Origin of the sequence: Chromobacterium vaccinii (assembly GCF_001855275.1) — a bacterium.
Taxonomy (GTDB): domain Bacteria; phylum Pseudomonadota; class Gammaproteobacteria; order Burkholderiales; family Chromobacteriaceae; genus Chromobacterium; species Chromobacterium vaccinii.
This window is the reverse complement of record NZ_CP017707.1, coordinates 3,222,170-3,248,147: the sequence shown is the minus strand read 5'-3', so window position 1 is coordinate 3,248,147 and position 25,978 is coordinate 3,222,170. Positions and strand designations below refer to the sequence as shown.

23 protein-coding genes are annotated in these 25,978 nt (G+C 64.7%); 13 read left to right on the top strand and 10 right to left on the bottom strand.

All coding sequences use genetic code 11. The features are described from left to right. Entirely contained in the window at positions 1-1,251 is a 1,251-nt protein-coding gene (locus BKX93_RS15085; RefSeq protein WP_052729044.1) for an HlyD family secretion protein, read from the bottom strand. Positions 1,252-1,748: 497 nt separating this feature from the next. Between BKX93_RS15085 and BKX93_RS25395 the strand changes: the two genes are divergently transcribed. The 5 genes from BKX93_RS25395 to BKX93_RS15070 all read left to right on the top strand — a co-directional run bounded on the left by BKX93_RS25395 (position 1,749) and on the right by BKX93_RS15070 (position 6,486). Further along, positions 1,749-1,907, top strand: coding sequence for a hypothetical protein (locus tag BKX93_RS25395; RefSeq protein WP_021478864.1), 159 nt, complete (start codon positions 1,749-1,751; stop codon positions 1,905-1,907). Positions 1,908-2,033: 126 nt separating this feature from the next. Then, a complete protein-coding gene (locus BKX93_RS15080; protein ID WP_046167555.1) occupies positions 2,034-3,311 on the top strand; it encodes a hypothetical protein in 1,278 nt (425 codons plus the stop codon). 33 nt (positions 3,312-3,344) lie between these two features. Beyond that, entirely contained in the window at positions 3,345-4,646 is a 1,302-nt protein-coding gene (locus tag BKX93_RS15075) for a hypothetical protein (protein ID WP_070980439.1), read from the top strand. Positions 4,647-4,737: 91 nt separating this feature from the next. After that, entirely contained in the window at positions 4,738-4,911 is a 174-nt protein-coding gene (locus BKX93_RS25390) for a hypothetical protein (protein WP_021478861.1), read from the top strand. A gap of 189 nt (positions 4,912-5,100) precedes the next feature. Beyond that, a complete protein-coding gene (locus BKX93_RS15070) occupies positions 5,101-6,486 on the top strand; it encodes a radical SAM/SPASM domain-containing protein (RefSeq protein ID WP_070980438.1) in 1,386 nt (461 codons plus the stop codon). Positions 6,487-6,514: 28 nt separating this feature from the next. Here BKX93_RS15070 and BKX93_RS15065 read toward each other — a convergent pair whose 3' ends face one another. Genes BKX93_RS15065 through parC form a run of 3 tightly spaced genes read right to left on the bottom strand, consistent with a single transcriptional unit; the run spans position 6,515 to position 11,731 of the window. Continuing rightward, on the bottom strand, positions 6,515-7,831 hold the full coding sequence (locus BKX93_RS15065; protein ID WP_046167559.1) for a sigma-54-dependent transcriptional regulator: 1,317 nt from the start codon (positions 7,829-7,831) through the stop codon (positions 6,515-6,517). Continuing rightward, a complete protein-coding gene (locus BKX93_RS15060) occupies positions 7,824-9,380 on the bottom strand; it encodes a two-component system sensor histidine kinase NtrB (RefSeq protein WP_046155275.1) in 1,557 nt (518 codons plus the stop codon). The genes BKX93_RS15065 and BKX93_RS15060 overlap by 8 nt, the downstream gene beginning before the upstream one ends. Next, positions 9,380-11,731 (bottom strand): DNA topoisomerase IV subunit A, encoded by a 2,352-nt coding sequence (parC, locus tag BKX93_RS15055; RefSeq protein ID WP_046155321.1) that lies wholly within the window; start codon positions 11,729-11,731, stop codon positions 9,380-9,382. The genes BKX93_RS15060 and parC overlap by 1 nt, the downstream gene beginning before the upstream one ends. 97 nt (positions 11,732-11,828) lie before the next feature. Here parC and BKX93_RS15050 point away from each other — a divergent pair, with 97 nt between their 5' ends. Next, on the top strand, positions 11,829-12,287 hold the full coding sequence (locus BKX93_RS15050; protein ID WP_046167560.1) for a GNAT family N-acetyltransferase: 459 nt from the start codon (positions 11,829-11,831) through the stop codon (positions 12,285-12,287). 55 nt (positions 12,288-12,342) lie between these two features. On the opposite strand, the gene BKX93_RS15045 is transcribed toward BKX93_RS15050, so the two are convergent. Beyond that, positions 12,343-14,985 carry a TonB-dependent receptor plug domain-containing protein gene (locus BKX93_RS15045; protein ID WP_070980437.1) on the bottom strand — a complete coding sequence of 881 codons (2,643 nt, stop codon included), beginning with the start codon at positions 14,983-14,985 and terminating at the stop codon, positions 12,343-12,345. 405 nt (positions 14,986-15,390) lie between these two features. Here BKX93_RS15045 and hemA point away from each other — a divergent pair, with 405 nt between their 5' ends. Beyond that, the gene (hemA, locus tag BKX93_RS15040; RefSeq protein ID WP_021478851.1) at positions 15,391-16,644 is read left to right on the top strand and encodes a glutamyl-tRNA reductase; all 1,254 of its coding nucleotides are present in this window, start codon (positions 15,391-15,393) and stop codon (positions 16,642-16,644) included. After that, positions 16,644-17,720 (top strand): peptide chain release factor 1, encoded by a 1,077-nt coding sequence (prfA, locus tag BKX93_RS15035; RefSeq protein WP_046155278.1) that lies wholly within the window; start codon positions 16,644-16,646, stop codon positions 17,718-17,720. The genes hemA and prfA overlap by 1 nt, the downstream gene beginning before the upstream one ends. 149 nt (positions 17,721-17,869) lie before the next feature. Here the strand turns inward: prfA and BKX93_RS15030 are convergent, their stop codons facing one another. The 4 genes from BKX93_RS15030 to BKX93_RS15015 form a co-directional block, all read right to left on the bottom strand. After that, entirely contained in the window at positions 17,870-18,463 is a 594-nt protein-coding gene (locus tag BKX93_RS15030) for a c-type cytochrome (protein WP_186009427.1), read from the bottom strand. A 76-nt stretch (positions 18,464-18,539) separates the two neighbouring features. After that, positions 18,540-18,947, bottom strand: a complete 408-nt coding sequence (locus BKX93_RS15025; protein ID WP_046167563.1) for a DUF6691 family protein — start codon at positions 18,945-18,947, stop codon at positions 18,540-18,542. Between the two features lie 9 nt (positions 18,948-18,956). Continuing rightward, positions 18,957-19,382 (bottom strand): YeeE/YedE family protein, encoded by a 426-nt coding sequence (locus BKX93_RS15020; protein WP_200896602.1) that lies wholly within the window; start codon positions 19,380-19,382, stop codon positions 18,957-18,959. A 2-nt stretch (positions 19,383-19,384) separates the two neighbouring features. Next, positions 19,385-19,702 (bottom strand): ArsR/SmtB family transcription factor, encoded by a 318-nt coding sequence (locus BKX93_RS15015; RefSeq protein WP_244887184.1) that lies wholly within the window; start codon positions 19,700-19,702, stop codon positions 19,385-19,387. A gap of 109 nt (positions 19,703-19,811) precedes the next feature. Here BKX93_RS15015 and BKX93_RS15010 point away from each other — a divergent pair, with 109 nt between their 5' ends. The 5 genes from BKX93_RS15010 to BKX93_RS14990 all read left to right on the top strand — a co-directional run bounded on the left by BKX93_RS15010 (position 19,812) and on the right by BKX93_RS14990 (position 24,289). Next, entirely contained in the window at positions 19,812-20,168 is a 357-nt protein-coding gene (locus BKX93_RS15010) for a carboxymuconolactone decarboxylase family protein (RefSeq protein ID WP_011133640.1), read from the top strand. A gap of 145 nt (positions 20,169-20,313) precedes the next feature. Continuing rightward, positions 20,314-22,224, top strand: coding sequence for a B12-binding domain-containing radical SAM protein (locus tag BKX93_RS15005; RefSeq protein WP_046155282.1), 1,911 nt, complete (start codon positions 20,314-20,316; stop codon positions 22,222-22,224). Positions 22,225-22,292: 68 nt separating this feature from the next. Next, on the top strand, positions 22,293-22,943 hold the full coding sequence (locus BKX93_RS15000; protein ID WP_046155283.1) for an MBL fold metallo-hydrolase: 651 nt from the start codon (positions 22,293-22,295) through the stop codon (positions 22,941-22,943). Then, on the top strand, positions 22,943-23,260 hold the full coding sequence (locus tag BKX93_RS14995; RefSeq protein ID WP_046155284.1) for an MGMT family protein: 318 nt from the start codon (positions 22,943-22,945) through the stop codon (positions 23,258-23,260). Before BKX93_RS15000 ends, BKX93_RS14995 begins: the two co-directional genes overlap by 1 nt. Positions 23,261-23,506: 246 nt before the next feature. Next, the gene (locus BKX93_RS14990; protein WP_070980435.1) at positions 23,507-24,289 is read left to right on the top strand and encodes an outer membrane protein OmpK; all 783 of its coding nucleotides are present in this window, start codon (positions 23,507-23,509) and stop codon (positions 24,287-24,289) included. A gap of 82 nt (positions 24,290-24,371) precedes the next feature. Here BKX93_RS14990 and BKX93_RS14985 read toward each other — a convergent pair whose 3' ends face one another. Then, entirely contained in the window at positions 24,372-25,967 is a 1,596-nt protein-coding gene (locus BKX93_RS14985) for a GGDEF domain-containing protein (RefSeq protein WP_244887183.1), read from the bottom strand. Between the last annotated feature and the right edge of the window lie 11 nt (positions 25,968-25,978).

Below are 25,978 nucleotides of genomic sequence, written 5' to 3'. Positions count from 1 at the left end.
TCACACCTTTCCGCTGATGCTGTAGAGCGGCTCCAGCACCCATTCGTACAGCTTGCGCCGCTCCAGCAGCACGCTGGCGTCCAGCGCCATGCCGGCCTTCAAGGACTGGTTCTGGCCGTAGGTGATGACGCTCTGGCGCTCCAGCTTCACCCGCACCCGGTACAGCTGCTCGCCGGAACCGCCCTGGCCGCCGGGCAGATACAGCTCCTCCGGCCGCAGCGCGCTGCGCGACACCTCGCGCACCGTGCCCTTGAACTGGCCGAACTTCTGGTAGGGATAAGCCTGGTAGCGGATCAGCACCGCCATGCCCGGCTTGACGAAGCCGGCGGCGCGCGACGGCGCGTACAGCTCCGCCTCCAAGGGCGAGCCGGCCGGCGACAGATTCGCCAGCGTCTGTCCTAACGCCACGGTCTGGCCAGCCTGGGCGGCGATGCCGCTGACCATGCCGGCTTGCGGCGCGCGCACCAGCAGCTTGCGCTTGGCTTCGTTCTCGGTCAGGTCCTGCTCCAGCTCCGCCATGCCGCGCTGCGCCGCCGCCTCATCGCGTTTGGCTTGCAGCTGCAGGTCGCCCAGATCGGACAAGGCCGTGTCGTGGTCGCTCTGCAAGGCGGCGCGGCCACGCTGCAGGTCGGCCAGCTTGGTCTGCTGGTCTATCACTTCCGCCTGCTTGTCCTGCAGCGCGGCGGCGGAAATGAATTGCGACGCCAGCAGCTTGCGGTTGCGTTGCAGCGTTTCCTCGGCCAGCGCCACCCGCCGCCGCTGCAGGCCGATCTGTTCGTCCATCCGCTGCAGCTCGCGCGCCAGGTCGTCCGCCTTGCGCCGCAGCGTCTCCTGTTTTTGCCTGGCCTGCATGCGCAGCATCGCCTGGTCGCCTGCCAGGCTGTCGCGCCGCGATTGCAGCAGCGCGGTGATCTCGCGCCCGGCGTCGCCGCGGGTGGCGCTCTCGCGCTCGTTGCCGAGCACGAACAGCACGTCGCCGGCCCGCACTTGCTGACCCTCGCGCACCTTCACCTCGGCCACCACGCCGGACTGCGCCGGCTGCAGCCGGATCAGGCCCAGACTGGGCAGCAGCACGCCCGGCACCTGCGCCTTGCGGGTATAACTGGCCAGGGAAAAGAACAGAACGATGGCGATGGCGATCAACGCGAACACGCCAGTCAGCCAGGCGAAGCTGGCGGGACGCAGCAGCACGATGCGGCCATAGCGCCGGTCTGAGGCGTGGCTGAGAGCGGCGGAACGAAAAAGTGGCACGGATAGGACGCCTTTGGTAGGCATGCCGCGCCGCGGCATGCGGAGATTAGACACTCTATCATCAATTCCATTGGCATTTTAAGCGACAAGAAACTCGACCCGACACTCCAACTCCATAACGTTTGGACGGCCGCCGCGGCAACTTGGTCTTCTTCTTTAAATTCTCATTACGGACTACATGCGCGCCACACTGTCCATTAGGACTGGCCGATAACCGTCATTTCGAACAAGTTCCGCCTCCTCCATCGGCAATAACCATGCTGGGCAAGGATTACTGATCTGTTGCGCGATGCAGACAAGCCGTCCCGGTTCCGCCGTTGCCGCGCATCCGTAATCGCCCGGGTTGTTCCCCCATCGGCGCCGTCCAATAGTTCACTGTCATCAATGGAATGATCCATACCTCTTCTCCCATCGGCCATCGCCAGGCTGCGGGATCCATATGATGACGCGTTCGGGCCGACCACTGTCGACCCCCACACACGCAAAGGAGAAGCACCATGCAAACCGACAAGCAAGTGGAGCAGACCGAACTGGATCAGGACCAGGAAATCGCCGACATCCTCGGCATCACCGTCCTGTCCCCGCTGGAGGAAGCCGCTGTTTCCGGCGGCGAGGTACAGCACGAGGATCACGATCACGTCCACAAGGCGCAATGATCCATGCCAGGCCGGCTCACCCATCATTGAGCCCGCCTTGAGGAACACCGTTCCGATGCCCGCCCCCTCGCGGGGCCGGGCGCTCCGCCCCCTGCTCAGCCGACCGCCATTCGAGGAATGCATGCGATGGACAGACACGCTCCAAACTTCAGCGACGCATGGTGGGAGGACTTTCTACAAGAGTCCAGGCAACTGAGCAGCCCCATCGTGTTCAAGGCCGCTCTCGGCCAGAGCCATGTCGTGGCATTTCGGCAGGCCGTGCTGGACATCCTCGCCACCCTGGCGAACCTGCGCACCAATCGTTATGGCCTCCGCATATACGCGGCGGGCCGGCTGCTGGGCCGCGATGAAATGGAACGCATCTACGACAATCCTCCACAACCGGGCGAAAGCCTGGAGGACTGGAGCGGCCGGGTATTTCCCGACACGCCCTTCGGCATCATTCTCAACGCCGGAGAGAAATTCCACCACGAGCTATCGCGCGACATCGCGCGGATGCTGGCGCCGCTGTTCGAGAAAATCGGCCTGCCGCGGGACGGCGTCCAATTCAGCATCTTCATTGGCAATTACGACAAAACCCCGCTCGGCATACATCAGGACCGGCGCGGCGAAAACGTCATCCATTTCCATGTCGGCCCCGGCGCCAAAACCATGTACCTGTGGGACCCGGAGCAGTACCGCGGGCTGACCGAAGCAGCAGGCATGGACAAACGCGACTTTTCCGCATTGCGCCCCCACGCCAGGACCTTCCACTTCGAAACCGGCGACCTGTTCTTCATGCCGGAAGGCACTTTCCACATCGGCGCGCAGAGCGAATTGTCGATAGGCATCACCGTCTGGCAATACACCCATACCAACCAGGCCCTGGCCGAGAGTCTGCACGCCTTCCTGCTCAAGCAGATAGCCGGACCGCCGGACGAAGCCATCGTCCATGACCCCTCGCCGCCGGATCAGGCCGGCGGTCTGGACGCCGTCCTCGCCGCGCGCCACCTGCCGGAAGAGTACCGCGCATCGAATTACGAACAGCTGCTGCGCAAGGCCTATCTGGACTGGCGCCATTGCCTGGCCAGCAACGCCGGCTATCGCAATTCGCCCTTTCCTCTGGAGCCAGCAGCCCCGCTGACCCGATCCGACCGGGTGCAGGCGGAAACTCCGTACCGCATCCTGACGCGGGATACGATGCCAGGCCGGATGGCCGTCTACGTGCGCGGCAACAAGCTGGAAATGAACCGCCATCCCGGCCTGATCTCATTGCTGGACAGGCTGAATCAGGGCGAAGCCTGCGTCGTGGCAGACCTGCTGGGCCTGTTAGACCCGCGCTGGCCAGACAAGATAGGCCTGCACCTCCTGGCCGAGCTGCTCCGCTGGCGCGGCATCCGCCGGCTGGACCCGCCATCGGACTGACCGCCTTCCCCCACCCGCGCCAGGGAGCCAAGCATGTATCACCCCCGCGAGAATGAAACGATAGACGACAGCCTCACTCCGGACCGCTTGCGGCAACAATTCGATGCCGACTGGTGGACCGGTTTCCTCGCCCGAACCGAGCAGATGAGCCAGCCCTGCGTCTTCGATGACGCGCTGGACGCCAGCCAGACCCGCGTCATGCGCCGCCAGGTGCTGGACATCCTTGCCGAGCTCGGCCAGGTGCACAAGGCGAAATACGGCTACCGCCTGTGGCTGGACGGCCTGAAGGTCGATGAACTCGACGAGCACTTCGCCCTGCATCCGCTGCCGCGCGAGAATGTGGAAGATTGGGTGGGCCGCGCCTTCGGCGAACGCAAGTTCGGCATCATCCTGAACCGCGGCGAGAAGTTCAGCCCCGGCCTGTCCCAGGCGATCGCGCACATTCTGGAGCCGGCGTTGAAGACGATAGGCATGCCGACCGAAGGCATCCTGTTCACCGTGTTCATCGGCAATTACGACATGACGCCGCTGGGCATACACAAAGACTCTCCCGGCAAGAGCGTGATCCACTTCCACCTCGGGCCAGGCCCTAAAACCATGTACACCTGGCGCGACGACGACTATGTCACTGCGCCCGGCGAGAAACGCCACAACAATCGGGACATCGCGCCGCACCTGCCCAGCGCCGTCCGCCACACCTTCGGCGAGGGCCAGCTCTACTTCATGCCGGAAAACATGTTCCACCTGGGTACCCAGGACCAGCTGTCCATCGGCATCGCCTGCTGGTTCTACAACCGCTCCGACCACGACTTCGCCTGTGAACTGCTGCACCGCGTCCGGGAAGCCCATCTGCGGCCATCCGAGATCATGCTGAAGGCCGACCGGCGGCCGATAGACGATATCGGCGCCGTCGAATCCGCGCTGTCGCTGCTGGCGTTGCCGAGCGACGGCGATCTGCGCGCGCTGATGCGCGATGTTTATCGCGACCTGCGCTATTCGCTGTTCAGCAATGGCGGCTACCGCAACAGCCCTGTGCCGCGCGAGGACAAGCCCGCGATGCATGCGGACAGCCGCGTCGCCATCGAGCCGCCGTACCGGATGCTGTGCCGCCCGGCGCCGGAAGCCGGCCGCCTCGAACTCTATGTGCGCGGCACCAAGATCTCGCTCGGCAGCTTCCCGGAGCTGGAGGGCATCGTCGACCGGTTGAACGGCGGCGGCAAACTCGCCGTCGGAGACATCGTCGCCATGGTCGACGACCCGCTGGCCGAAAAGAAAGTCCACTACCTGCTCGGCCTGCTGCACCGTTATCGCGGCATCGCCGTCACGCCGGGCTGATTGCGGGCCGATTCCGGCACATCCTTTGCCATGCGACCGATCCGGGCTTGATGTCGCAAAACTAGCAGCCTGAGCCACTTAGGAGACGCATATGAAGAATCAGAGCTTGCAAACCATGCTGGACGAGCTGGGCGAAGAATCGTCCTCGACCATGCACGAAATCGCCGACCAGGACCTGGAATTCGTTTCCGGCGGCGAAATGGAAGAGGATCCGACGCAATGCGACTCGGGTTATGTCAGATGTGACAAGGGCTTCTCCGGCTAAGGCAGTCCCAGCCGGCTGATCGCGGCAGGCAGGATCCGGCGCGCCGCGCGAAGCGGGAATACACGCGATGCGCCCTTGCAGCCCGCCGCTCCGAAACGACAAAGGCGGCCCGCCCCAGGCCATGGCAGTGGCCGGACCGCCTGCGTCGCCCGCATGGCCTTGCCGTTCCGATGACCTGGGAGAGCCAGCATGCATGGCGAATACGTTCTGTCCCGATACCTGATCGCCTCGGACATCGTCAGTCCGGCCCACCATCCCGATCCTTCCCGCCTGCTGTTCGCCAGCCGGACCGGCAAGTCGCTGCTGGTCAAGGAAAGGATCTACCGCAGCCTGCTCGCCGGCGAGTTCGACCGCATCGATCAGGCGACGCTGCTGCAATTGCGGGCCGACGAGGTGCTGGTCCCGCCCACTAGCGACGAATTCCTGGACCTGCTGGAAAAGAACCAGCGCGGCATACGCGAAACCCATACCCTCAGCCTGACATTGCAGCCTACCGCCAATTGCCAGCTGGGCTGCGGGTACTGCGGCCAGCAGCACGTCAAAAAGAATCTGGATGACGACACCTCCGCCCGCATCGTCGCCCGCATCATGGACACGCTGCGGCGCAAGTCCTACACCAGGCTGGCGATCAACTGGTATGGCGGCGAACCCATTCTGGCGCTGAAACAGATAGAGGACATCAGCGGCCAGTTGATTGAACAATGCGGGCCGGCCGGCGTCCATTTCTTCGCCTCCATGGTCACCAACGGGCTCAGCTTCAAACCCGACGTGTATCTGCGCCTGCAGCGACAACGCGTCAACAGCTTCCAGATCACGCTGGACGGTATTGGCCACACCCACGACCTGATGCGGCCGGTCAAGGCCGGCGGCGGCAGTTTCGACATCATCCTGCAAAATCTGGTCGACGTGACCGGCATGCCGGAATTCAGCGCCAACCGCAGCGGCATCACGATCCGCATCAATATCAACCGCCACAACCAGGACAAGGTTGCCGATCTGATAGACCTGCTGGCCGATCGGGGGCTGGCGGCGCGCAATGTGGGGCTGGATTTTCGCCCGGTGGTGGATTGGGGCGGCAACCAGGCCGACCGCGACAGCCTGGCGGCGGCGGACTTCGCCGCGCGGGAAATAGACTGGACGGCGCATGCGATCCGGCGAGGTTTTGAATTCGACCGCATCCTGCCGGCCCGCTCCATCGCGCCCTGCATGGTGGTGATGCCCGACGCCGAGGTCTACGACGCCTACGGCAATATCTACCCCTGCTACGAGTTTCCGTATACGCCCAAATACGATGCGCCCCAATACAAGATCGGCCACATCCGCAATATCGACCAAGTCCGCAACGACAAGGCGGTCACCAGGGAGTGGTACACCGATATCCGGACCGGCATCTCACCCTGTCCGCGTTGCCCGTTGTTCCCCGTCTGCGGCGGCGGCTGCGCCAAGCTGTGGTACAACGGCGAAACCGGCTGTCCGTCATTCAAGCTGAACCTGCCGGAACGACTGGTGCTGGACTACTGGATGCGCAAACGGAAGCATCAGCGGCAGGCCGAGCCAGCGCGGGAGGCCAGCTAAGTGCATCTGGACTCAAGCGCTGCCCGCCTCACTTCACCCCCAGCCGCTCCATCCGATACCTCAGCGACCGGAAGGTGACGCCCAGTTTTTTCGCGGCCTGGGTACGGTTGTAACGGGTGCCTTCCAGCGCCTTGACGATGGCCTCTCGCTCGACTCGATCCAGATAATCCTGCAGCGGCTCGTCGCTGCCGAGCTCCGGCGCGTAGTCGGCGCAGGGGGTCAGCTGCAGGTCGGCGCGGGACAGCGAAGGGCCGGCGGCCAAAGCCACCGCCCGCTCCAGTATGTTTTCCAGTTCGCGGAAGTTGCCGGGATAAGCGTAGTCCAGCAGCGCGCGGCGCGCGTCGGCGGACAACTGCGGCGCCGCCGCGCCGCCGAAGCGCTGCAGCAGCCTCTCGGCGAACAGGGGGATGTCGTCGCGCAGCTCGCGCAATGGCGGCATCTTCAGCGGCAGCACATTGAGGCGGTAATACAGGTCCTGGCGGAACTGCCCCGACTCCACCCGCGCCGCCAGATCACGGTGGGTGGCGCAGATGATGCGGACGTCCAAGGCCTCTTCCTGGCTGGCGCCCAGCTTGCGCACGGTCTTTTCCTGGATCGCGCGCAGCAGCTTCACCTGCATCGCCAGCGGCAGCTCGGCCACTTCGTCCAGGAACAGCGTGCCGCCCTGGGCCTGCTGGAAAAAGCCGTCGCGGTCGGCGTCGGCGCCGGTGAACGCGCCCTTGCGGCAGCCGAAGAATTCACTCTCCATCAGGGTTTCCGGAATCGCGCCGCAGTTGACGGCGACGAAAGGCTTGTCGGCGCGCGCCCCCAGCTCGTGGATCAGCCGCGCCGCCTGTTCCTTGCCGGTGCCGGACTCGCCGCCGATGTACACCGCGGCCTGGCTGCGCGACAGCTTGTCCGCCAGCCGCAGCACGTCCTGGATCGCCGGCGACTCACCGAGCAGCCTTTGCTGCGCGACCGCCTTGGCGACCGGCGTTTCCACCTTCAGCGCGGTCTTCACCAGGCTGCGCAGCTGGGCCAGGCTGACCGGCTTCTGCAGATAGTCGAAAGCGCCGGCCTTCATCGCCCGCACCGCATTGTCGGCGCTGCCGTAGGCGGTGATCACGGCGATGGGCACATCCAGTCCGGACTCGCCGATGTGGTTGACCACCTCCAGACCCTCGCCGTCAGGCAGCCGCATATCGGTCAGCGCCAGATCGAAGCCTCCCGCGTCCAGCGCGGCGCGCGCCTCGGCGACGCTGCCGGCGCATGCCGGGGCGAGGCCCATTTTCAGCAAGGTCAGCTCCAACAGCTCCCGGATGTCCGGCTCGTCGTCGACGATCAATACGCGCAGTGTCTTAGTCATAGGCCAGGTGACAGATCAGCCGGAAAACGCCGCCGGGCGGGCTGTAGTCCAGCCGCGCGCCGTTGGCCTCGGCCAGCTCGCGAGCGATGTACAACCCCAGGCCGCTGCCGGCGCTTTCCGTGGTGAAAAAGGGTTCGAACAGCCGCGCCTGGTCGGCTTCGGCCACGCCGGGGCCGTCGTCGATCACGCGCAGGATCAGGTGGTTTTCGGCGATGCCGGCCTGCAGCCGCACCGAGCCGGGCCGGCGGCTGCCGTGGCGCCAGGCGTTGGCCAGCAGGTTGCCCAGTATCTGGGCCAGGTGGCCGCGGTCGAAGCTCAGCCGGCAATCGTCGGCCAGCTCGCAGCGCACAGCGCCGGCGGCGTCCGGCTGCGACATCGAAAAATGCTCGAGCTGCTGGGCGACGAAGGGCGCGAGTTCTATCGGTTCGCGGCGGACTCGATCGCGCCGGCCCAGCGTCAGCACATCCTCCACCATGCCGTTGATGCGGCGCGCGTTGTCCTGGACGATGCGCAGCAGGCGCTGCCGCGCCGGGTCGGTTTCATCCTCGGCCAGCAGGTCGCCGGCATGACTGATGGCGGACAGCGGGTTGCGGATCTCATGCGCGATGTTGGCGGTGAGGCGGCCCAGCGCCGCCAGCTTCACCCGCTTGGCTTCCTCCGCCATGTCGGCCATGTCGCGCATGAACAGCACCACGCCGCGCATCTGGCCTTCGGGCACCGGCACCGGCACCAGCCGCCCCACCAACTGTCGGCCGCGCGCGCTGTGCTCGACGAAGGTGGGCAGCGCCGGCGAGCCGTCGTCGCGCCAGCGGCTTACCAGCGGCAACAGCTCGGGCAACAGCTGGCCGCGCTGCAAGCGGTTGAAATAGCGCTCGGCCTGCAAGTTGAACTGGCGCAGGTGGCCGTCCTCATCCAGCACCACCACCGCGTCGCGCTGGCTTTGCAGGATCAGTTCGTTCAGGTGGTTGAGGTTGGCGATCTCGCCGCCGCGCTGCGCCGCCAGTTCCTCCGACGCCCGCGCCATCCGGCCCAGCCGCCAGGTGGCGATGGCGGTGACGAAGCAGGCGGAAGCCAACAGCGCGCTGTAGGACAGGTCAAACTGGCGGGCCAAGCCCAGCCAGTGCTCAAAACCGGAATAGCTGAACAGCGCCAGCGTGGCGATGGCGGCGTAGAACAAGGCGTAGCGGCCGGTGGACAACAGACCGGCGGCGGCGAGGTAGGGCAGCAGCAGCAGGCCAAAGCCGCCGTGTATGCCGTCGTTCATCGCCATCAGCCATACCATCATCGCGATGTCGGCGGCGATGGCCAGCGTCAGCTGCAGCGTGTGGCCCAGCTTGCCCTCGCGCAGCGAATACCAGACGCCGATCAGCAACAGGTAGATGCCGGACCAGGCATAGAACTGCCGGCCGCCCTCGATCAGCGACTGGCCGTCGCCGCCGGGCAGCAGCGACAGCGTGAACAGCACCAGCAACAGCAACGCGCGGAAGCCGTTGACGAACAACAAGGCGGCGCGGGGACTGAGCGTTTGCGGCTGGGCTGTCCTGAACATCACATCGGCAGCTCCCGAATCCTGCTCACCCGCCACTTCTTCGGCATCAGCTTGCCTTTCTTGGCGCGCTTGCCGACGAACTCCTCCAGCGCCAGCTTCTCGTCCGCCACCTTGCCGCGGACGGAAGTGGTGGACAGCAGCGCCTTGTCGCCGGCTACCAGGCCGATCGCGGTCAAGGCCGCGCCGTCGTCCAGCGCCATCAGCATCAGGCCGCGGCCCTTGGCCAGCTCCTTCAGCTCGGCTGCCGGGAAAGCCAGCAGACGGTCGCTGTCGCTGGCGGCCACCAGTTGCAACTGTTCCAGCGGCGCGGCAGGCAGTTTCACCGGCTCCAGCACCGTCTCGCCGGCGTCCAGCGTGATGAAGGCCTTGCCGGCCTTCACCCGGCCGGCCATGTCGCCGATCTTGGCGATGAAGCCGTAGCCGCCGCTGCCGGCCACCACGAACTTATCCTCGTCGCGGCCGGAAATCAGCTGCGCCGGCTTGGCGCCGTCCTGAAGGTCCACCAAGGACGCCACCGGCACGCCGTCGCCGCGGCCGGTCGGCACCGTGGCCGGGTCGATGGTGTAGGCGCGGCCGTTGTGGTCGAGCACGATGGCGTTCCACACCGTGCGCGTCTCCACCACCGCTGCCAGCGCGTCGCCATCCTTGAAGCTCAGCGTTTCCAGCTCCACGTTGTGGCCGACGCGGGCGCGGATCCAGCCCTTTTGCGACAGGAGCAGCGTCACCGGCTCGTCGGCGGTGGTCTGGGTCAGCACCGCGCGCTCGGCGGCCTTGATCTCGCTGCGGCGCTTGTCGCCGTACTTGGCGGCGTCGGCCTGGATCTCGTCGCGGATCAGGCGGGTGAGCGCATCCGGGGTGTCCAGAATGTGGCGCAGGCCCTCGCGCTCTTCACGCAGATCGGACAGCTCCTTTTCCAGCTTGAAGCCTTCCAGCCGCGCCAGTTGGCGCAGGCGGATTTCCAGGATGTCCTCGGCCTGGATTTCGGTGAGGCCGAAGGCCTTGATCAGGTCAGGCTTGGGCTCGTCCGACTCGCGGATCACCCGGATCACTTCATCGATGTGGATGAAGGCGATCATCCGGCCTTCCAGGATGTGGATGCGCTTGTCCACCTGGGCCAGGCGGTGCGCCAGCCGGCGGGTGACCGTGGCGCGGCGGAAGTCTATCCACTCGGTGAGAATCGGCTTGAGGCCCTTCTGACCCGGGCGGCCGTCCAGGCCTATCATCACCAGGTTCAGCGAGGCGTTGCCTTCCAGGCTGGTCTGCGCCAACAGGATGTTCATGAATTCGTCCGGGTCCTGGCGGCTGGACTTGGGCTCGAACACCAGCCGCACCGGGCTTTGGCTATCGGACTCGTCGCGGACGCGGTCCAGCAGGTCCAGCATCAGCTTCTTCAGGTTCTGCTGATCCTGCGACAGCTGCTTTTTGCCGGCCTTCAGCTTGGGGTTGGTCGCTTCCTCGATCTCCGCCAGCACCTTCTGCGCCGACGAGCCGGGCGGCAACTCGGTGACGATGGCGCGCCACTGGCCGCGCGCCAACTTGTCCAGCTCCCACTTGGCGCGCACCCGCACGCTGCCCCTGCCGGTTTCGTAGGCGGACAGGATGTCGGCGGCCGGGGTGATGATCTGGCCGCCGCCGGGGAAGTCGGGGCCGGGCACGTAGCGCATCAGCGCGGCGGTGTCGAGCGTCGGGTCGTCCAGCAGCGCCACGCAGGCGGCGGCGACCTCGGTCAGATTGTGCGGCGGAATTTCCGTCGCCATGCCGACGGCGATGCCGGAGGCGCCGTTGAGCAGCACCATCGGCAGCCTAGCCGGCAGCAGCGACGGCTCTTCGAAGGCGCCGTCGTAATTGGGGATGAAGTCCACCGTGCCCATGTCGATCTCGGACAGCAAGAGCTCGGCGATCGGCGTCAGCCGCGCCTCGGTGTAACGCATCGCCGCCGCGCCGTCGCCGTCGCGGGAGCCGAAGTTGCCCTGGCCGTCGATCAGCGGGTAGCGCAGCGTGAAGTCCTGCGCCATCCGCACCAGCGCCTCGTAGGCCGAGCTGTCGCCGTGCGGGTGGTATTTACCCAGGATTTCGCCGACCACGCGGGCCGACTTCACCGGCTTGGCGCCGTGGGCCAGGCCCATGTCGCGCATCGCGTACAAGATGCGGCGCTGCACCGGCTTCTGGCCGTCGGCCACCTCCGGCAGCGCGCGGCCCTTGACCACGCTCATCGCGTATTCCAGATAGGCGCGCTCGGCGTAGAGGTCGAGCGGAATCCAGTCGCCGCCGACGGCATCCGGCGCGGCGGGCGGCGGCGGCAGGTTATCGCCGGCAGCGTCCGGCTGGGCGAAGAGATCGTGGTCGTTCATATTCTTGATGTTGGTGTCTTGATCTGGATAAGGGCACATGGCCGCGCCGGATGGCATAACATCGGAGCGGTCGTTACCGGAATGAGGGGATTCTACTATGGCAAACAAGATAGCGTGGCACTGCCACGGTTTCGACGGCTTCACGCCGCTCGCGCTGTACCAGGCGCTGCAACTGCGCGACCAGGTGTTCGTGGTGGAGCAGCAGTCGATCTACGGCGACGTGGACGGCGTGGACACCCGCTGCCTGCACCTGTCCGGCCGCGACGACGCCGGCCGGCTGCTCGCCTACGCGCGCCTGATCGCCCCGGGCGAGAAATACCCGGACGCGGCGGCCATCGGCCGGGTGGTGGTGGCGCCGGAAGCGCGCGGCCGGGGCCTGGGCAAGGCGCTGATGGAGCAGGCGGTGGCGCAGTGCCAGAGCCACTTCCCGGACGCGCCCGTCATGCTGTCGGCCCAGGTGGACGCCAGCGCGCTGTACGCGTCATTCGGCTTCCTGCCGGTGTCGGAACCATATGACGACGGCGGGATACTGCACGTGGACATGCGGCGGGAGTGAACGGGAAAATAAAAAGCCGCCCAGCTGGGCGGCTTTGTCTCAAGTCTAGGCTAACTCACTTAAAGGTATAACGTGCGCTAACGAAATACGAACGACCATACAGATCCTGAGTGCTACCGACAAAGTCGTTCAACGAAGCCGAGAACGGCACGGACTTGCCAAACACATTATTAACGCCGGCATTCACCACAAGGTTCTTCAGCGGGCGGGCCGTAATGGCAAGATCCCACATCGTATAAGACGGAATACGCGACGACGTGTCCTGGTCCGAACTATCCAGCACGTCGCGTGTGCCTGCATAGCTACGGGTCGTCAACATCACATCATAACGGTCATAGCTGTAAGTCGTGGAGAACACATTGCGCCATTTAGGCTGATAAACATTATCCAACTGATTCAGCGCGGCACCATCTTGAGTGTACGACTTGCGGAGGCTCATGATGTTGTTCAAGTCATCACGGAAACGCAACTTGCCGTATCCACCTAAAGACAATTCATATTGCAGGCCCACATCATAGCCCGTGGTAATCGTGCTACCGAGATTGGCATAAGGCACATCGATTAGATTGACCGTGCCATCGCCGGGCTGCAAACCCGGGTATTTGGCCAAATCGCCCGGCAGCGCCGGATCACGGTAAACCTTGCCCGGACCTCCATTCCCCTCATTGGCCATGATATAACTGGTCGGAATCGTATCGATGGTGTCTCTTGAGCGAACCGAGTAGAAATCCACGCTAGCGGAGAGTTCTTTGGTCGGTTGCAGCACAAAGCCAAACGACAGGTTGGTCGCTTTCTCTGGCTTCAGGTTTGAACCGCCAGTGATATTTACTCGCGCGGATGTCACCTTGCAATAGCTACCCCCCATGATCCGGCAGCGCTTCACATCAATCAGACTATTATCGTAGGCTTGAGTGGACGCATACTCTTCCGGCAGAGTCGGCGCTTTGAATGAGGTCGTGGCGCTACCGCGCAACAACAGCTGATCCCACGGCTTGTACGAGAACGCCACCTTCGGATTCACCGTATTGCCAAAATCGCTGTAATGGTCACCACGCAGCGCCAGCTGCACTTCCAGATTCTTGCGCAGCGGCAAGCTGAATTCGCCATACAGCGAATACACGTTGCGGCTACCCTTCGCCATGGTGGCGCCTGTATTGATGATGTTGTTCGCAACGGTCTGGGGATCGGGTTGATCATTGATCGACTCATGCGAATACTGCGCGCCCCAAGCGAAGCCGGCCTTACCGCCAGGCAAGTCGAACATTTCCCCGTTGCCCATCTTGAAGTCCAAGCCCTGCAACTTGGAAGTGGCCTTGCGATGGGTGGTCGCCAGCAAAGGCAACACATTCGACAACGGATTGCTCATGACAAATGGATCATAGCCCGTACCCGATGCTCGATTGCCATTTTGCAGCGCATTGACGGTAGCGTCCTTCAGCAGCTGATTAGTACGCTCCGTCTTCACGCTGCTTTCGCTGGCGCTGAGCGCGCTCTCCACATCCCAGCCGCGCCACATGCCACGCCAGCCGAATACACCCCGGTAGCTGTCGCCGGTAGTCGTATCCTGGACCCGACCATTTTCGTACACCGCGCGGTACACCTGCACAGGATTGACACCGCCACCGATGGCGCTCACTGCGGGGTCAGGCGACTTGCCAGGATACATCCCGGCACTAGGGTTCAAACGGCCCGTTGCACTATCAAAGGATGGATAATCCTGATGATATATAGTTTCGTTATGGTTGAATCCCAATTCCGCAAAAAGCTCGGAATCAGCGGATAGCTTTTTAGTCAGCACCGTCGAGATGCCAAAGCGCGATGTGCGCGGCTCAATCTCCTGATATTGGGCCGGATCGTACAAACAACGGGTCAGTCCCGAAACGTTCAAACCGATGCGATTAGGCGGACAACCTGGAATAGCTTGAGAGTCAGAGGCCTTGATATCGCGTACTGAGCCAGGATACAGGGTCGACAGGTAACCAAGCGTGCCACCAAACCGGCGATAATCAGCAGTCTGGGTCAGATCATGATTTCGCTTGAAGCTAGCCTCGCGGTGGAACAAATCGGCGGTAACCAACAGGTTATAGCCATCCTTGTCCAGATCGCCGATGCCTGTTGTGATATTGCCTGAAACAGCCTGCCCATCGCCGCCCTGATTGCCGGCATTACGCACACTGACGTCGGTACCTTGGTAATTCTTCCGGGTGATGAAGTTGACCACGCCGGCAACGGCATCAGAACCATAGATCGCGGACGCGCCATCACGCAGAATTTCAACCCGCTCAATGGCTTGCAGCGGCAAACTGTTCAAATCGACGAACGTGCTCGAGGCGCCGTTGGCAAAACCATAATTCGCGATGCGGCGGCCGTTCAGTAGGACCAGCGTGTATTTCTCGCCCATGCCTCGCAAAGAGGCAGAAGCGGCGCCCTTTGCAAAAGAAGTCTGGCTGGATCCGGTCATCACGCCAGTAATCGACGGAACTTTCTCCAGCAACTCGACAACCGTACTGGCGCCGCTTTTTTCGATATCGGCCCGCTTAATGGTCTCAACAGCAGTAGGACCTTCCTTGTTGATCCGCTTGATGTTGGAGCCGGTAATCGTCACCCGTTCCAGTTGGCTGTCTTCTGCGGCATGCGCGAAGCCGCTGCCCAGCAGGCCGATCGCGGCGATCGCCTGGGCAAGAGTCTTGACTCTCATCTCGTTTCCCTTTGTTCATCACGGTGTCTGCGCTGCGTGGGCGCAAATCTATGCCGTCGTTGTCACATGGTTGCAACACTGCGGCAGGGAATGAAAATGGCATCAAAACATGTCAACGGCAAATTGTTTGCCTTCCCGCCTCTCACCAGAAAGAATGGGGAAGCAGCGTCACCATTTGTTAATCCATTGATGAAAAGTGTGTTTTTCCATTAACACCACTCGATATTCAGCGCGAAGACTGTGTCAACAAAACAACAAGTTGTCATGATCCCCATTCTCCGCCCAATCATTCCGGCCAGGCAGCCTCATCGGATCATCCAATCCCATGCACGCGTCACGCCTCGCGGGACGGCATCGGCGACTTAGGCTAAAATGTCCTGTTTTCGTCCCGCGGCGTTTCCGCCCATGCATCTGCTTGCCTTCGGACTCAACCATCACACCGCACCGCTGTCGATACGGGAAAAGCTGGCCTTCCCGGCCGAAACCCTGCCGCGCGCGCTGGAAAGTCTGCTGGCTTCGCAAGCGGCGCGGGAGGCGGCCATCGTCTCCACCTGCAACCGCACCGAGATCTACTGCAGCAGCCCGGACCCCCATGCCGCGCTGGACTGGCTGTGCCAGTTCCACGGCCTGAACCGGACCGAGCTGGAGCCCTATCTGTACCGGCTGGAGGCGTCCCAGGCCGCGCGCCACGCCTTCCGCGTCGCGTCGGGGCTGGACTCGATGGTGTTGGGCGAGACGCAGATCCTGGGCCAGTTGAAGGACGCGGTGCGCAGCGCCGAACACGCCGGCACGCTGGGCACGCTGCTGAACGGACTATTCCAGCGCACCTTCGCGGTGGCCAAGGAAGTGCGGTCCAACACCGCGGTCGGTTCCAGCTCGGTATCGATGTCGGCGGCAGCGGTGAAGCTGGCGGAGCAGATCTTTCCATCCATCGCCGAACTGAACGTGCTGTTCGTCGGCGCCGGCGAGATGATCGAACTGGTGGCCACCCACTTCGCCGCGCGCAATCCGTCCTGTATCACCGTGGCCAACCGCACGCTGGAGCGCGGGCAACGGCTGGCCGAGCAGTTCGGCGGCAACGCCGTCACGCTGGCCGAGCTGCCTGAAACGCTGGCGCGCTACGACGTGGTGGTCACCTCCACCGCCAGCCAGTTGCCCATCATCGGCAAGGGCATGGTGGAGCGGGCGATCAAGGCGCGCCGCCATCGGCCGATGTTCATGCTGGACCTCGCCGTGCCGCGCGACGTCGAGCTGGAGGTGGGCAAGCTGGACGACGTGTTCCTGTACAGCGTCGATGACATCGCCGGCATCGTCGAAGTGGGCAAGGAAGCGCGGCAGAGCGCCGCAGAAGAGGCCGAAACCATCATCCAGACGCGGGTGGCGGAGTTCACCGACTGGCTGAAGAAACGAGAAACCGTGCCGCTGATCCGCGCCTTGCGCGACGAGGCCGACCGCGCCCGGCGCCACGCGCTGGAAGGCGCGATGAAGCAACTGGCGCGCGGCGACGCGCCGGAAAAAGTGCTGGAGGCCCTGTCCGTCCAGCTGACCAACAAACTGATGCACCCGCCGACCCAGGCCCTGTCCTCGGGCAGCGGCGCGGAGCATGACGCGCAGGTGCAGACCATCGCGCGGCTTTACCGTTTACATCCGGAGTCGTAATGAAAGCGTCTATCGCGGCCAGGCTCGCCCAGCTGGCCGACCGTCTGGAAGAGGTGACCCACCTGCTTGCCAGCGAAACGGCCACCCAGGACATGGAGGCCTTCCGCAAACTCACCCGCGAACACGCCGAGCTGACGCCGGTGGTGGAAACCTTCGCCGCCTACCGGCAGTGCGAGGGCGACATCGCCGCCGCCGAGGACATGCTGGCCGATCCGGAAATGAAGGAATTCGCCCAGGCGGAAATCGCCGAGGGCAAGGACAGGCTGGAAGCGCTGGACGTCGAGCTGCAGAAACTGCTGCTGCCCAAGGATCCCAACGACGACAAGAACATCTTCCTGGAAATCCGCGCCGGCACCGGCGGCGACGAGGCGGCGCTGTTCGCGGCCGACCTGCTGCGCATGTACACCCGCTACGCCGAGCGCAACCGCTGGCAGGTGGAGATCGTGTCCTCCAGCGAATCCGATCTGGGCGGCTACAAGGAAGCCATCGTCCGCCTGGTGGGCCAGGGCGCGTACTCGCGGCTGAAGTTCGAATCCGGCGGCCACCGCGTGCAGCGCGTGCCGGCCACCGAAACCCAGGGCCGCATCCACACCAGCGCCTGCACGGTGGCGGTGATGGCCGAAGCGGATGAGATCGCCGAAGTGGTGCTGAACCCGGCCGACCTGCGCATCGATACTTTTAGAGCCAGCGGCGCCGGCGGCCAGCACATCAACAAGACCGACTCGGCGGTGCGCATCACCCATATTCCGACGGGGATTGTGGCGGAGTGTCAGGACGGCCGCTCGCAGCACGCCAACAAGGCCAGCGCGATGCAGGTGCTGGCCGCGCGCATCTACGACATCCAGCTGCGCGAAAAGAACCAGAAGGAAGCCGCCGAACGCAAGAGCCTGATCGGCTCCGGCGACCGCTCCGAGCGCATCCGCACCTACAACTATCCGCAAGGCCGCATCACCGACCATCGCATCAACCTGACGCTGTACAAGCTGGACCAGGTGATGGACGGCGACTTGGTCGAACTGACCAGCGCGCTGATCGCCGAACAGCAAGCGGAGCTGCTGGCGGCGCTGGGCGACTGAAACGATTGCCTCGCGCCATCGTCGACGTTAGAATCACCGGCTGAAAAAGACGGGCCGTGCGCGGCCCGTGTCCATCCGGACCGCCGTGCCGGAAGGATTTTTTTCTCCGAAACTTGAGGCCACCTTGCGTGGCCTTTTCTTTTGTCCGGCTACAGCGTGGCCAAATAGGCCAGCAGCGCCTTGATGTCGTCGGCGCTCATCGTCTTCAGGATTTCCTGCATCTCCATCGCCGAATCCGGCTGCGGCGCGTCCGACACCCGCATGCGCCGGGCCAGGTAGTCCGGCAGCTGCCCGGCCAGCCTGGGCGCGGCCGAGCCGCCTTCGCCGCGTTCGCCATGACAGCTGAAACAGGGCGGCGTGCCTACCGCCAGATTGCCCTCGGCGTACAGCTTGCGCCCCGCCGCCGCCAGCCCGGCGTCGACGCCTCGCGCCGCGCCGAGCGCCGGCTTACGGGCGGCGAAAAAGTCGGCCAACTGCCGCAGCGCAGCCTCGTCCTTCAGCACGGCCAGCGCCGCCTGATGGGCGCCGCCATCGGCGCGCTGATGCAGGCGGAACGCCTGCAGCTGCTGGACGATATAGGCGGCCTGCTGGCCTGCCAGCCGCGGCGCGCCCCCCGGGCCTTTGCCATCCACGCCGTGGCAACTGACGCACAGCTGCCGGGCCAGTTGCGCCGGCTCGGCCCGCGCCGGCGCGCCCGCCAGCCATCCCCATCCAAGCAGCGCGGCGAGTATCCATCGCTTCATGGCCATCTCCATTCCAATGACATGAAGAAGATATAGATCGCTCCGGCCGCCCCTGCTTGCGCGTCTACGGCGGCATTCACCCCGCGCGGGCGCGGTGGAGCCGCATTCCAGCCAGCATCGCCGCCAAAAACAACAGGCCGGAAGGCAAGCCGCTGCCCGCCAGCACCAGCGCCGGCCCCGGGCAGACGCCGGCCAGCCCCCAGCCCGCGCCGAAGACCAGGCTGCCCAGCAGCAGGCGACGATCCACGCTCCGCGCGGCCGGCAATTGCATTTCATCGCCCAGCAGCGCGCGATCGCGCCGCTTCGCCAGGGCGAACGCCGGCAGCGCCACAACGACGGCGCCTGCCATCACCAGCGCCAGCGACGGGTCCCAGCGGCCCGCCAGATCCAGGAAACCCAGCACCTTGGCCGGGTTGGCCATGCCGGCAACGATCAGGCCGATGCCGAACATCAGCCCGGCCAGAAATGCGCTGACAAGCTTCATCTTGTCCTCCTATCCGACCCAGTGCCGCGTCAGCCACACCGCGGCGAAGCCGGCGGCCATGAAGGCCAGCGTCGCCGCCAGCGAACGCGGCGACATCCGCGCCAAGCCGCACACGCCGTGGCCGCTGGTGCAGCCCGAGCCCAGCCGGCTGCCGTAGCCGACCAACAAGCCGGCGGCAATCAACAGCCACCACCTGTCGTCCAGCTGGATGGCCGGCGGCGCGGCGAACAGCCGGTACAGCCACGGCGACAACACCAGGCCGGCGACGAAGGCCAGCCGCCAGCCCTTGTCGCCGCCCGGCGCCAGCAAATGGCCGACGATGCCGCTGATGCCGGCCACGCGGCCGTTCAGCAAAATCAGCCAGGCGGCGGCGAGGCCGATCAGCGCGCCGCCGGCCAGGGCGCTCGCCGGCGTGAAATGGCTCCAATCCATCATCGTCATGCCTCCCCGGGACAGAAACGTTGATACAGCGTGGCCAGCACCGCCAAGGCGTCGGCGTCAGCCACCGAGTAATAGATGCGCTTGCCGTCGCGGCGGGTCGCCACCAGGCCCTCCTTGCGCAGCACGCCCAGCTGCTGCGACAAGGTCGGCTGGCGAATGCCAACCGCCTCTTCCAGCTCGCTCACCGACCGCTCCCCCTGGCTGAGCTGGCACAGCAGCAGCAGGCGGTCTTCATTGGCCAGCGCGCGCAGCAGGCCGCAGGCCTGCCCGGCGGCGGCGCGCATGTCGGCGAGATGGGGAGAAGCTTGATTCACGACGGACTCTCTTGCGTAACGGCTTGACTTCAATATATCAATTGATATTATATAAATCAATATACTAACAGCGGTTCGCCGCCCATCTTCACAACAGGGAGTCCTGAGCATGAGCAATGAAGTCAACTACCCGGAATTGACCCACGCCATTTCCAAGCACCTGGCCACGCTGCGCGCCGACGTGCCCGAAGTGATGCAGGGCTTCAACGACATGGCCCGCGCCGCCACCCGCGACGGCGCGCTGGACAAGAAAACCAAGGAGCTGATCGCGCTGGCGCTGGGCGTGGCCGCGCGCTGCGACGGCTGCCTGGGCTTCCACGCCCAGGCATTGGTCAAGCTGGGCGCCAGCAAGACGGAAGTGGAAGAAGCGCTGGCGATGGCCGTCTACATGGGCGGCGGCCCATCGCTGATGTATTCCGCCCACGCTTTGGCCGCCTTCGAGCAGTTCAGCGCCAAGACCGCCTAGTCTCGCACCGTCCGCTGTGGGACAATCGCACGCAGCCGGGCTTTAAGAGCCTGTTCATGATCTTTTTGCGAACGCCGCCGGAAAAAGATCATGAACAGGCTCTTGACCCGGCTATGCTTTTTGAACCACCCGCCGGATTTTTCGCATGTCTGCCAGCTCCCTGCGCGTGCTGTCGCTCATCCCGCCGATGACGCAGCTGAACACGCCCTACCCATCCACCGCCTACCTCACCGGCTTCCTGCGCTCGCGCGGCGTGGCGGCGTTCCAGGAAGACCTGGCGCTGGCGCTGGTGCTGCGGCTGTTCTCCAAAGCCGGCCTGGCCACGCTGCGCGAGCACGTGCACCGCATCCCGATGCGCCAGCGCAGCGACTGCATGATGCAGTTCGACATCTCCTACGACCGCTACGCAGCGACGGTGGACGCGGCGATAGGCTTCCTGCAAGGCCGCGACGCCACGCTGTCCTACCGCATCGCCGGCCGCAACTACTTGCCGGAAGGCCCGCGCTTCGCCTCGTTGGACGTGTACGTGGACCCGGACGATCCGGACGGCGGCGATCCGCTGGCCTGGGCCTTCGGCGCGCTGGGCACCCAGGACCGCGCCCGCCACCTGGCCACGCTGTACCTGAACGACATCGCCGACGTGCTGCGCGAAGCGGTGGACCCGCGCTTCGAATTCGTCCGCTACGCCGAATCGCTGGCCTTGTCGCAACCCAGCTTCGAACCGCTGGCGCGCGCGCTGGCGGCGGCGCCGAACTGGGTGGACGACACGCTGGACGCGCTGACGCGCGAGGCGATCGACCGGCACCAGCCGCAACTGGTGCTGATCTCGGTGCCGTTCCCCGGCGCGGTGTACGCGGCCTTCCGCATCGCCCAGACCATCAAGCGCCATTGGCCGGACATCAAGATCTGCCTCGGCGGCGGCTACGCCAACACCGAGCTGCGCGAACTGGCAGAGCCGCGGGTGTTCGATTACTTCGACTACGTGACGCTGGACGACGGCGAGCGGCCGCTGTTGGCGCTGATGGAACACATCGAGGGCAAACGCGGCGCAAGCCGGCTGGTGCGCACCTTCCTGCGCCAGGACGGCGCGGTGCGCTATGTGAACATGCAGGAAGCCGATGTGCCGTTCTCCGAAGTGGGCACGCCCACCTGGGACGGCCTGCCGATAGACCGCTACCTGTCGCTGCTGGACATGCTGAACCCGATGCACCGGCTGTGGAGCGATGGCCGCTGGAACAAGCTGACCATCGCCCACGGCTGTTACTGGAAGAAATGCAGCTTCTGCGACGTGACGCTGGATTACATCTCGCGCTACGAGACCGCGTCGGCCGAACTGCTGGTGGACCGCATCGAGGCCATCATCGCCGAAACCGGCCAGACCGGCTTCCACTTCGTCGACGAGGCCGCGCCGCCCAAGATGCTGAAAGCGCTGGCCGAGGAACTGCTGCGGCGCAAGGTGTCCATCTCCTGGTGGGGCAATATCCGCTTCGAGAAATCGTTCACGCCGGAGTTGGCCCTGCTGCTGGCCGAATCCGGCTGCATCGCCATCTCCGGCGGCCTGGAAGTGGCGTCGGACCGCTTGCTCAAGCTGATGAAGAAGGGCGTGTCGGTGGAGCAGGTGGCCCGCGTCACCCACGGCTTCGCCGAAGCCGGCGTGCTGGTGCACGCCTACCTGATGTACGGCTTCCCGACACAGACGGTGCAGGACACGGTGGACGCGCTGGAATACGTGCGCCAGCTGTTCGACAACGGCTGCATCCAGTCCGGCTTCTTCCACCGCTTCGCCTGCACCGTGCATTCGCCGGTGGGACAGAACCCGGAAGAATACGGCGTCAAGCTGGTGCCGCTGCCGAAAGGCGATTTCGCCAAGAACGACGTCGGCTTCATCGACCCCACCGGCACCGACCACGAGCTGATGGGCAAGGGGCTGAACAAGGCGCTGTACAACTTCATGCACGGCATCGGCCTGGACGGCGACGTGCGCGGCTGGTTCGACGCGCGGGTGCCCAAACCCAAAGTGCCGCGCCACTTCATCGAGAGCGCGCTGTATCAGTGAGCCGGCGCTCCCCAAGCGCCGTCGGCCGTGACAAAATGGCGGATTGAGATTCCGCCGCGAGCAATGCCATGGCCCTGAAATACCACGTGATCCCGGTCACCCCGTTCGCCCAGAACTGCAGCGTGCTGTGGTGCGACGCCAGCCGCAAGGCCGCCGTCGTCGACGCAGGCGGCGACATCGACCGCATCCAGGCCTGGGTGGACAGCCAGGGCCTGACGGTGGAAAAGCTGCTGCTGACCCACGGCCACATCGACCACGCCGGCGGCGCCGCCGTTCTCGCCGACCGGCTGGGCGTGGAGATAGAAGGGCCGCAGCGCGCGGAAAGCTTCTGGCTGGACCAGCTGCCCACCCAGGGCCAGATGTTCGGCTTCCCCCGCAGCGAGCCGCTGACGCCGCAGCGCTGGCTGGAAGAGGGCGACGCCGTCACCGTCGGCGAGGAAACCTTGAATGTGATCCACTGCCCGGGCCACACCCCCGGCCACGTGGTGTTCCACAGCCCGGCGGCCAAGGTGCTGGTGGCCGGCGACGTGCTGTTCCAGGGCTCGATCGGCCGCACCGACTTTCCGATGGGCAACCACCAGCAGCTGGTAGACGCGATCCAGCAAAAGCTGTTCATCCTGCCCGACGACACCGTGGTCATACCCGGCCACGGCCCGTTCACCACCATAGGCGCGGAGAAGCGCGGCAATCCCTACGTCGCCAATCCGCGCTACCGCTGATGCCGCCCGAATTCGCCCGCCGCGTGCTGGCGCTGCTGGCCGAAGTGCCGCCCGGCCGCGTCACCACCTACGGCACGCTGGCCGAGCTGGCAGGCTACCCGCGCCACTCGCGGCACGTCGGCCATCTGCTCGGCAACCTGCCCGAGGGCGTCGCCGCGCCCTGGTACCGGGTGCTGGGCGCCGGCGGCAGGCTGTCGCGCCCGGGCAGCCACCATGCCGACTGGCAACGGCTGCAGCTGGAGGAGGAAGGGGTGGAATTCAATGCCAACGGCAAGGTGGACCTGAGGATTTTCGGCTGGCCCGACCCGATGGTTTGACCTGAAACAAGCCAGAAACCGGCGCGCGCTCAGATACTTATCTCAACGTAGAGATATTTCCATGTGGCATTATGGCAACAGAATGTAACTCTTATGTCATTTTGTTACAACAGCTCAACGTTTCTTTGCAGAAAAGCGACAGACAGATGACAAATTGTTTGCATACGTCCGGTTCTAAGTCTAATCTGCGCGCGCTCGCCGACACCTTGTCGGATGCTTACTACACGAAAATAGTCTGGTGAAACAATGAATACTCGCAAGTCGCTGCTGGCCCTGTCCTTGTTGGCCGCCTCCGCACTGGCTCATGCCGGTGACTACTCCTTCGGTAACGTCAGCTTCAACCAGCTGAACTGGTCCGACAGCACCCTGGACAAAACCCAGGCTGCTCCGTTCGGCGCCAAGCGTAACTTCCAATACCTGGAGGCTGAGGGCGGCATGGGCCGTTCCTGGGGCGACCTGTACGGTTTCTTCGATCTGGAAAACTGGAACCGCAACGAAACCGAGATTCCGGCGGCCGATCGTCGTTACACCACTAAAGTTGTAGCCCGCTTCAACATTACCGACATCGGCGGCGTGCCGGTCAAGCTGTACACCCACGTGTACGACACCCGCGGCCACAATTTCTTCGACCAGAACCGCGTACTGGGTCTGGGCACCGACCTCTCCTTCGGCCGCGTGTGGTTCAAGCCCTTCCTGGGCGCCCACCAAGAGCTGAAATATGGCGTCGGCGCGCATCGCAACGGCTGGATGACTGGCTATGTGGCAGGCTTCGACTTCAACGCCTTCGGCCAACCGTTCTCCATGACCCAATGGCATGAAACTGAATTCGGCCGCTCCGACTACTTCGTCGGCGTAGCCCAGCCGGGTGGCGTGGTGAACAAGCGCACCGGCCAGAACGGCGCCGTGGCGCTGTGGTGGAATCCGACCAAGTCCTTCACCGCCGGCGTTCAGTACCGCTACGCGATCAACAAGCTGGGCGTCGCCGGCAACGAAAATGCGATGATCTACTCCGCCAAGTACAACTTCTAATAACGAAGTTCTCCCGTCCCCGGACGGGCCGGCGGCTCCGCCCGCCGCTTGCACGCCCCCGCCTCGCGGGGGTTTTGTTTTTCTAGCTTCCGTGGCACTCCACCCGGTTGCGGCCGGCCGCCTTGGCGCGGTACAACGTTTCGTCGGCCTGCTGCACCAGGCTGGTGGCGTCTTCGGCGCTGGCCAGCGAGCTGACGCCGACGCTGAAAGTCTGGCGGAAGGTCCGCTCGCCCACCTGCTGCTCCAGCCGGCAAAAATCCTGCCGCAGCGTTTCCAGCATCCTGCACGCCTTGTCCGCCGGCGTGCCCGCCAGCACGATGGCGAACTCTTCTCCGCCGTAGCGGCCCACCAGATCGGTGCGCCGCAGCCTCTCCTTCAGGAAACGCGCCAGGTTGAGCAGCACCTCGTCGCCGACCTGATGGCCATAGTTGTCGTTCACCTGCTTGAAATAGTCGAGATCCAGCATCGCCAGCGACAGCGGCTGCCCGGCGCGGCGGGCGCGCTCGATGGCGCTGTCCAGCTGGCCGTGCAGATGGGAATGGTTGAGCAGGCCGGTCAGGCTGTCGTTGACGATGTAGGAACGCAGCTTGCGGTAGCGGCGCGCGCGGTTCACCACCGTCACCACCAGTTCTTCCGGCGCCACCGGCTTGGTCAGGAAGCCGTCTATGCCCAGCGTCAGCGCGTCCAGCTGCACCGTCTGGCGCTTTTCCACCGACAGGAAGACGATGGGAATGCCGTCCAGCAGCCGTTGCTGGCGTATCACCTTGGCCAGCTCGATGCCGTTGCACTGCGGCATGTACATGTCCATCAGGATCAGGTCCGGGTTGAACTGCTGGATACGCTCCGGCACCCGCTCCGGATTGGTCTCGCTGGCGGCCTCCACCCCGTGCGCCGCCAGCACGCGCGAGTACAGCCCCGCCAGCGACGCCATGTCCTCCACGATCAGCACCCGCAGCGGATCGCGCCGCTCGCCGATGTCGCCGAAGCTGAGCAGATCCACCAGCTGGTTGACCTGCAGCGGCCAGTCGAGAAACCCGCAGGCACCCATCCGCACCGCCTCCAACCGGGCCGGGAAGTCCCGCCGCGGCGAGGTGATCACCAGCGGGCAGCTGCTGCTGATCGCCGACGCCAGCTGGCGGATGGGATCGTTGTCGGTGAAGTCGGCGAACGCCACCACCGCGGCCGGCGCCTGCCGCTGCAGCGCCTTGGCCAGCTTGGCCGCCTGCGACATCACCGTCACCTCGAAGCCGAAGCAGGCCAGCTGGCGCTGCAGCCTGCCATCGTCCAGGCCGGCCGGCAGCCACATATACAGCGTGGCGTCCTCCGCGCCCGGCTGCAGCAGTCCGTCCAGGCTGCCCAGGTTCTGCTGGCGCTCCATCAGCCCGAGCTGGCAGACCACGCCCAGGTGATGGCGCAGCTGGCCGTAGCGCACCCGTTCCGACGGCGCCGCCTCCGGCTGCTGCAGCCACTGTTCCAGCAGCGCGGCCAACGCGCGCGCCTCCTTGGCCAGCTCGAGCAAGCTGATGGCGCGCACCAGGTTTTCCATCCGCGTCACCAGCGACAGCAGATGCGCGGCCAGCGGCCGCTCCCAGCGCGACACCAGCATATAGCCGATGCGGTCGATTTCCCGCGCCAGATGGATGCGCTGGCCCGGATGGATGGATGCAGCCTGTTTCATCGGGCGATGGT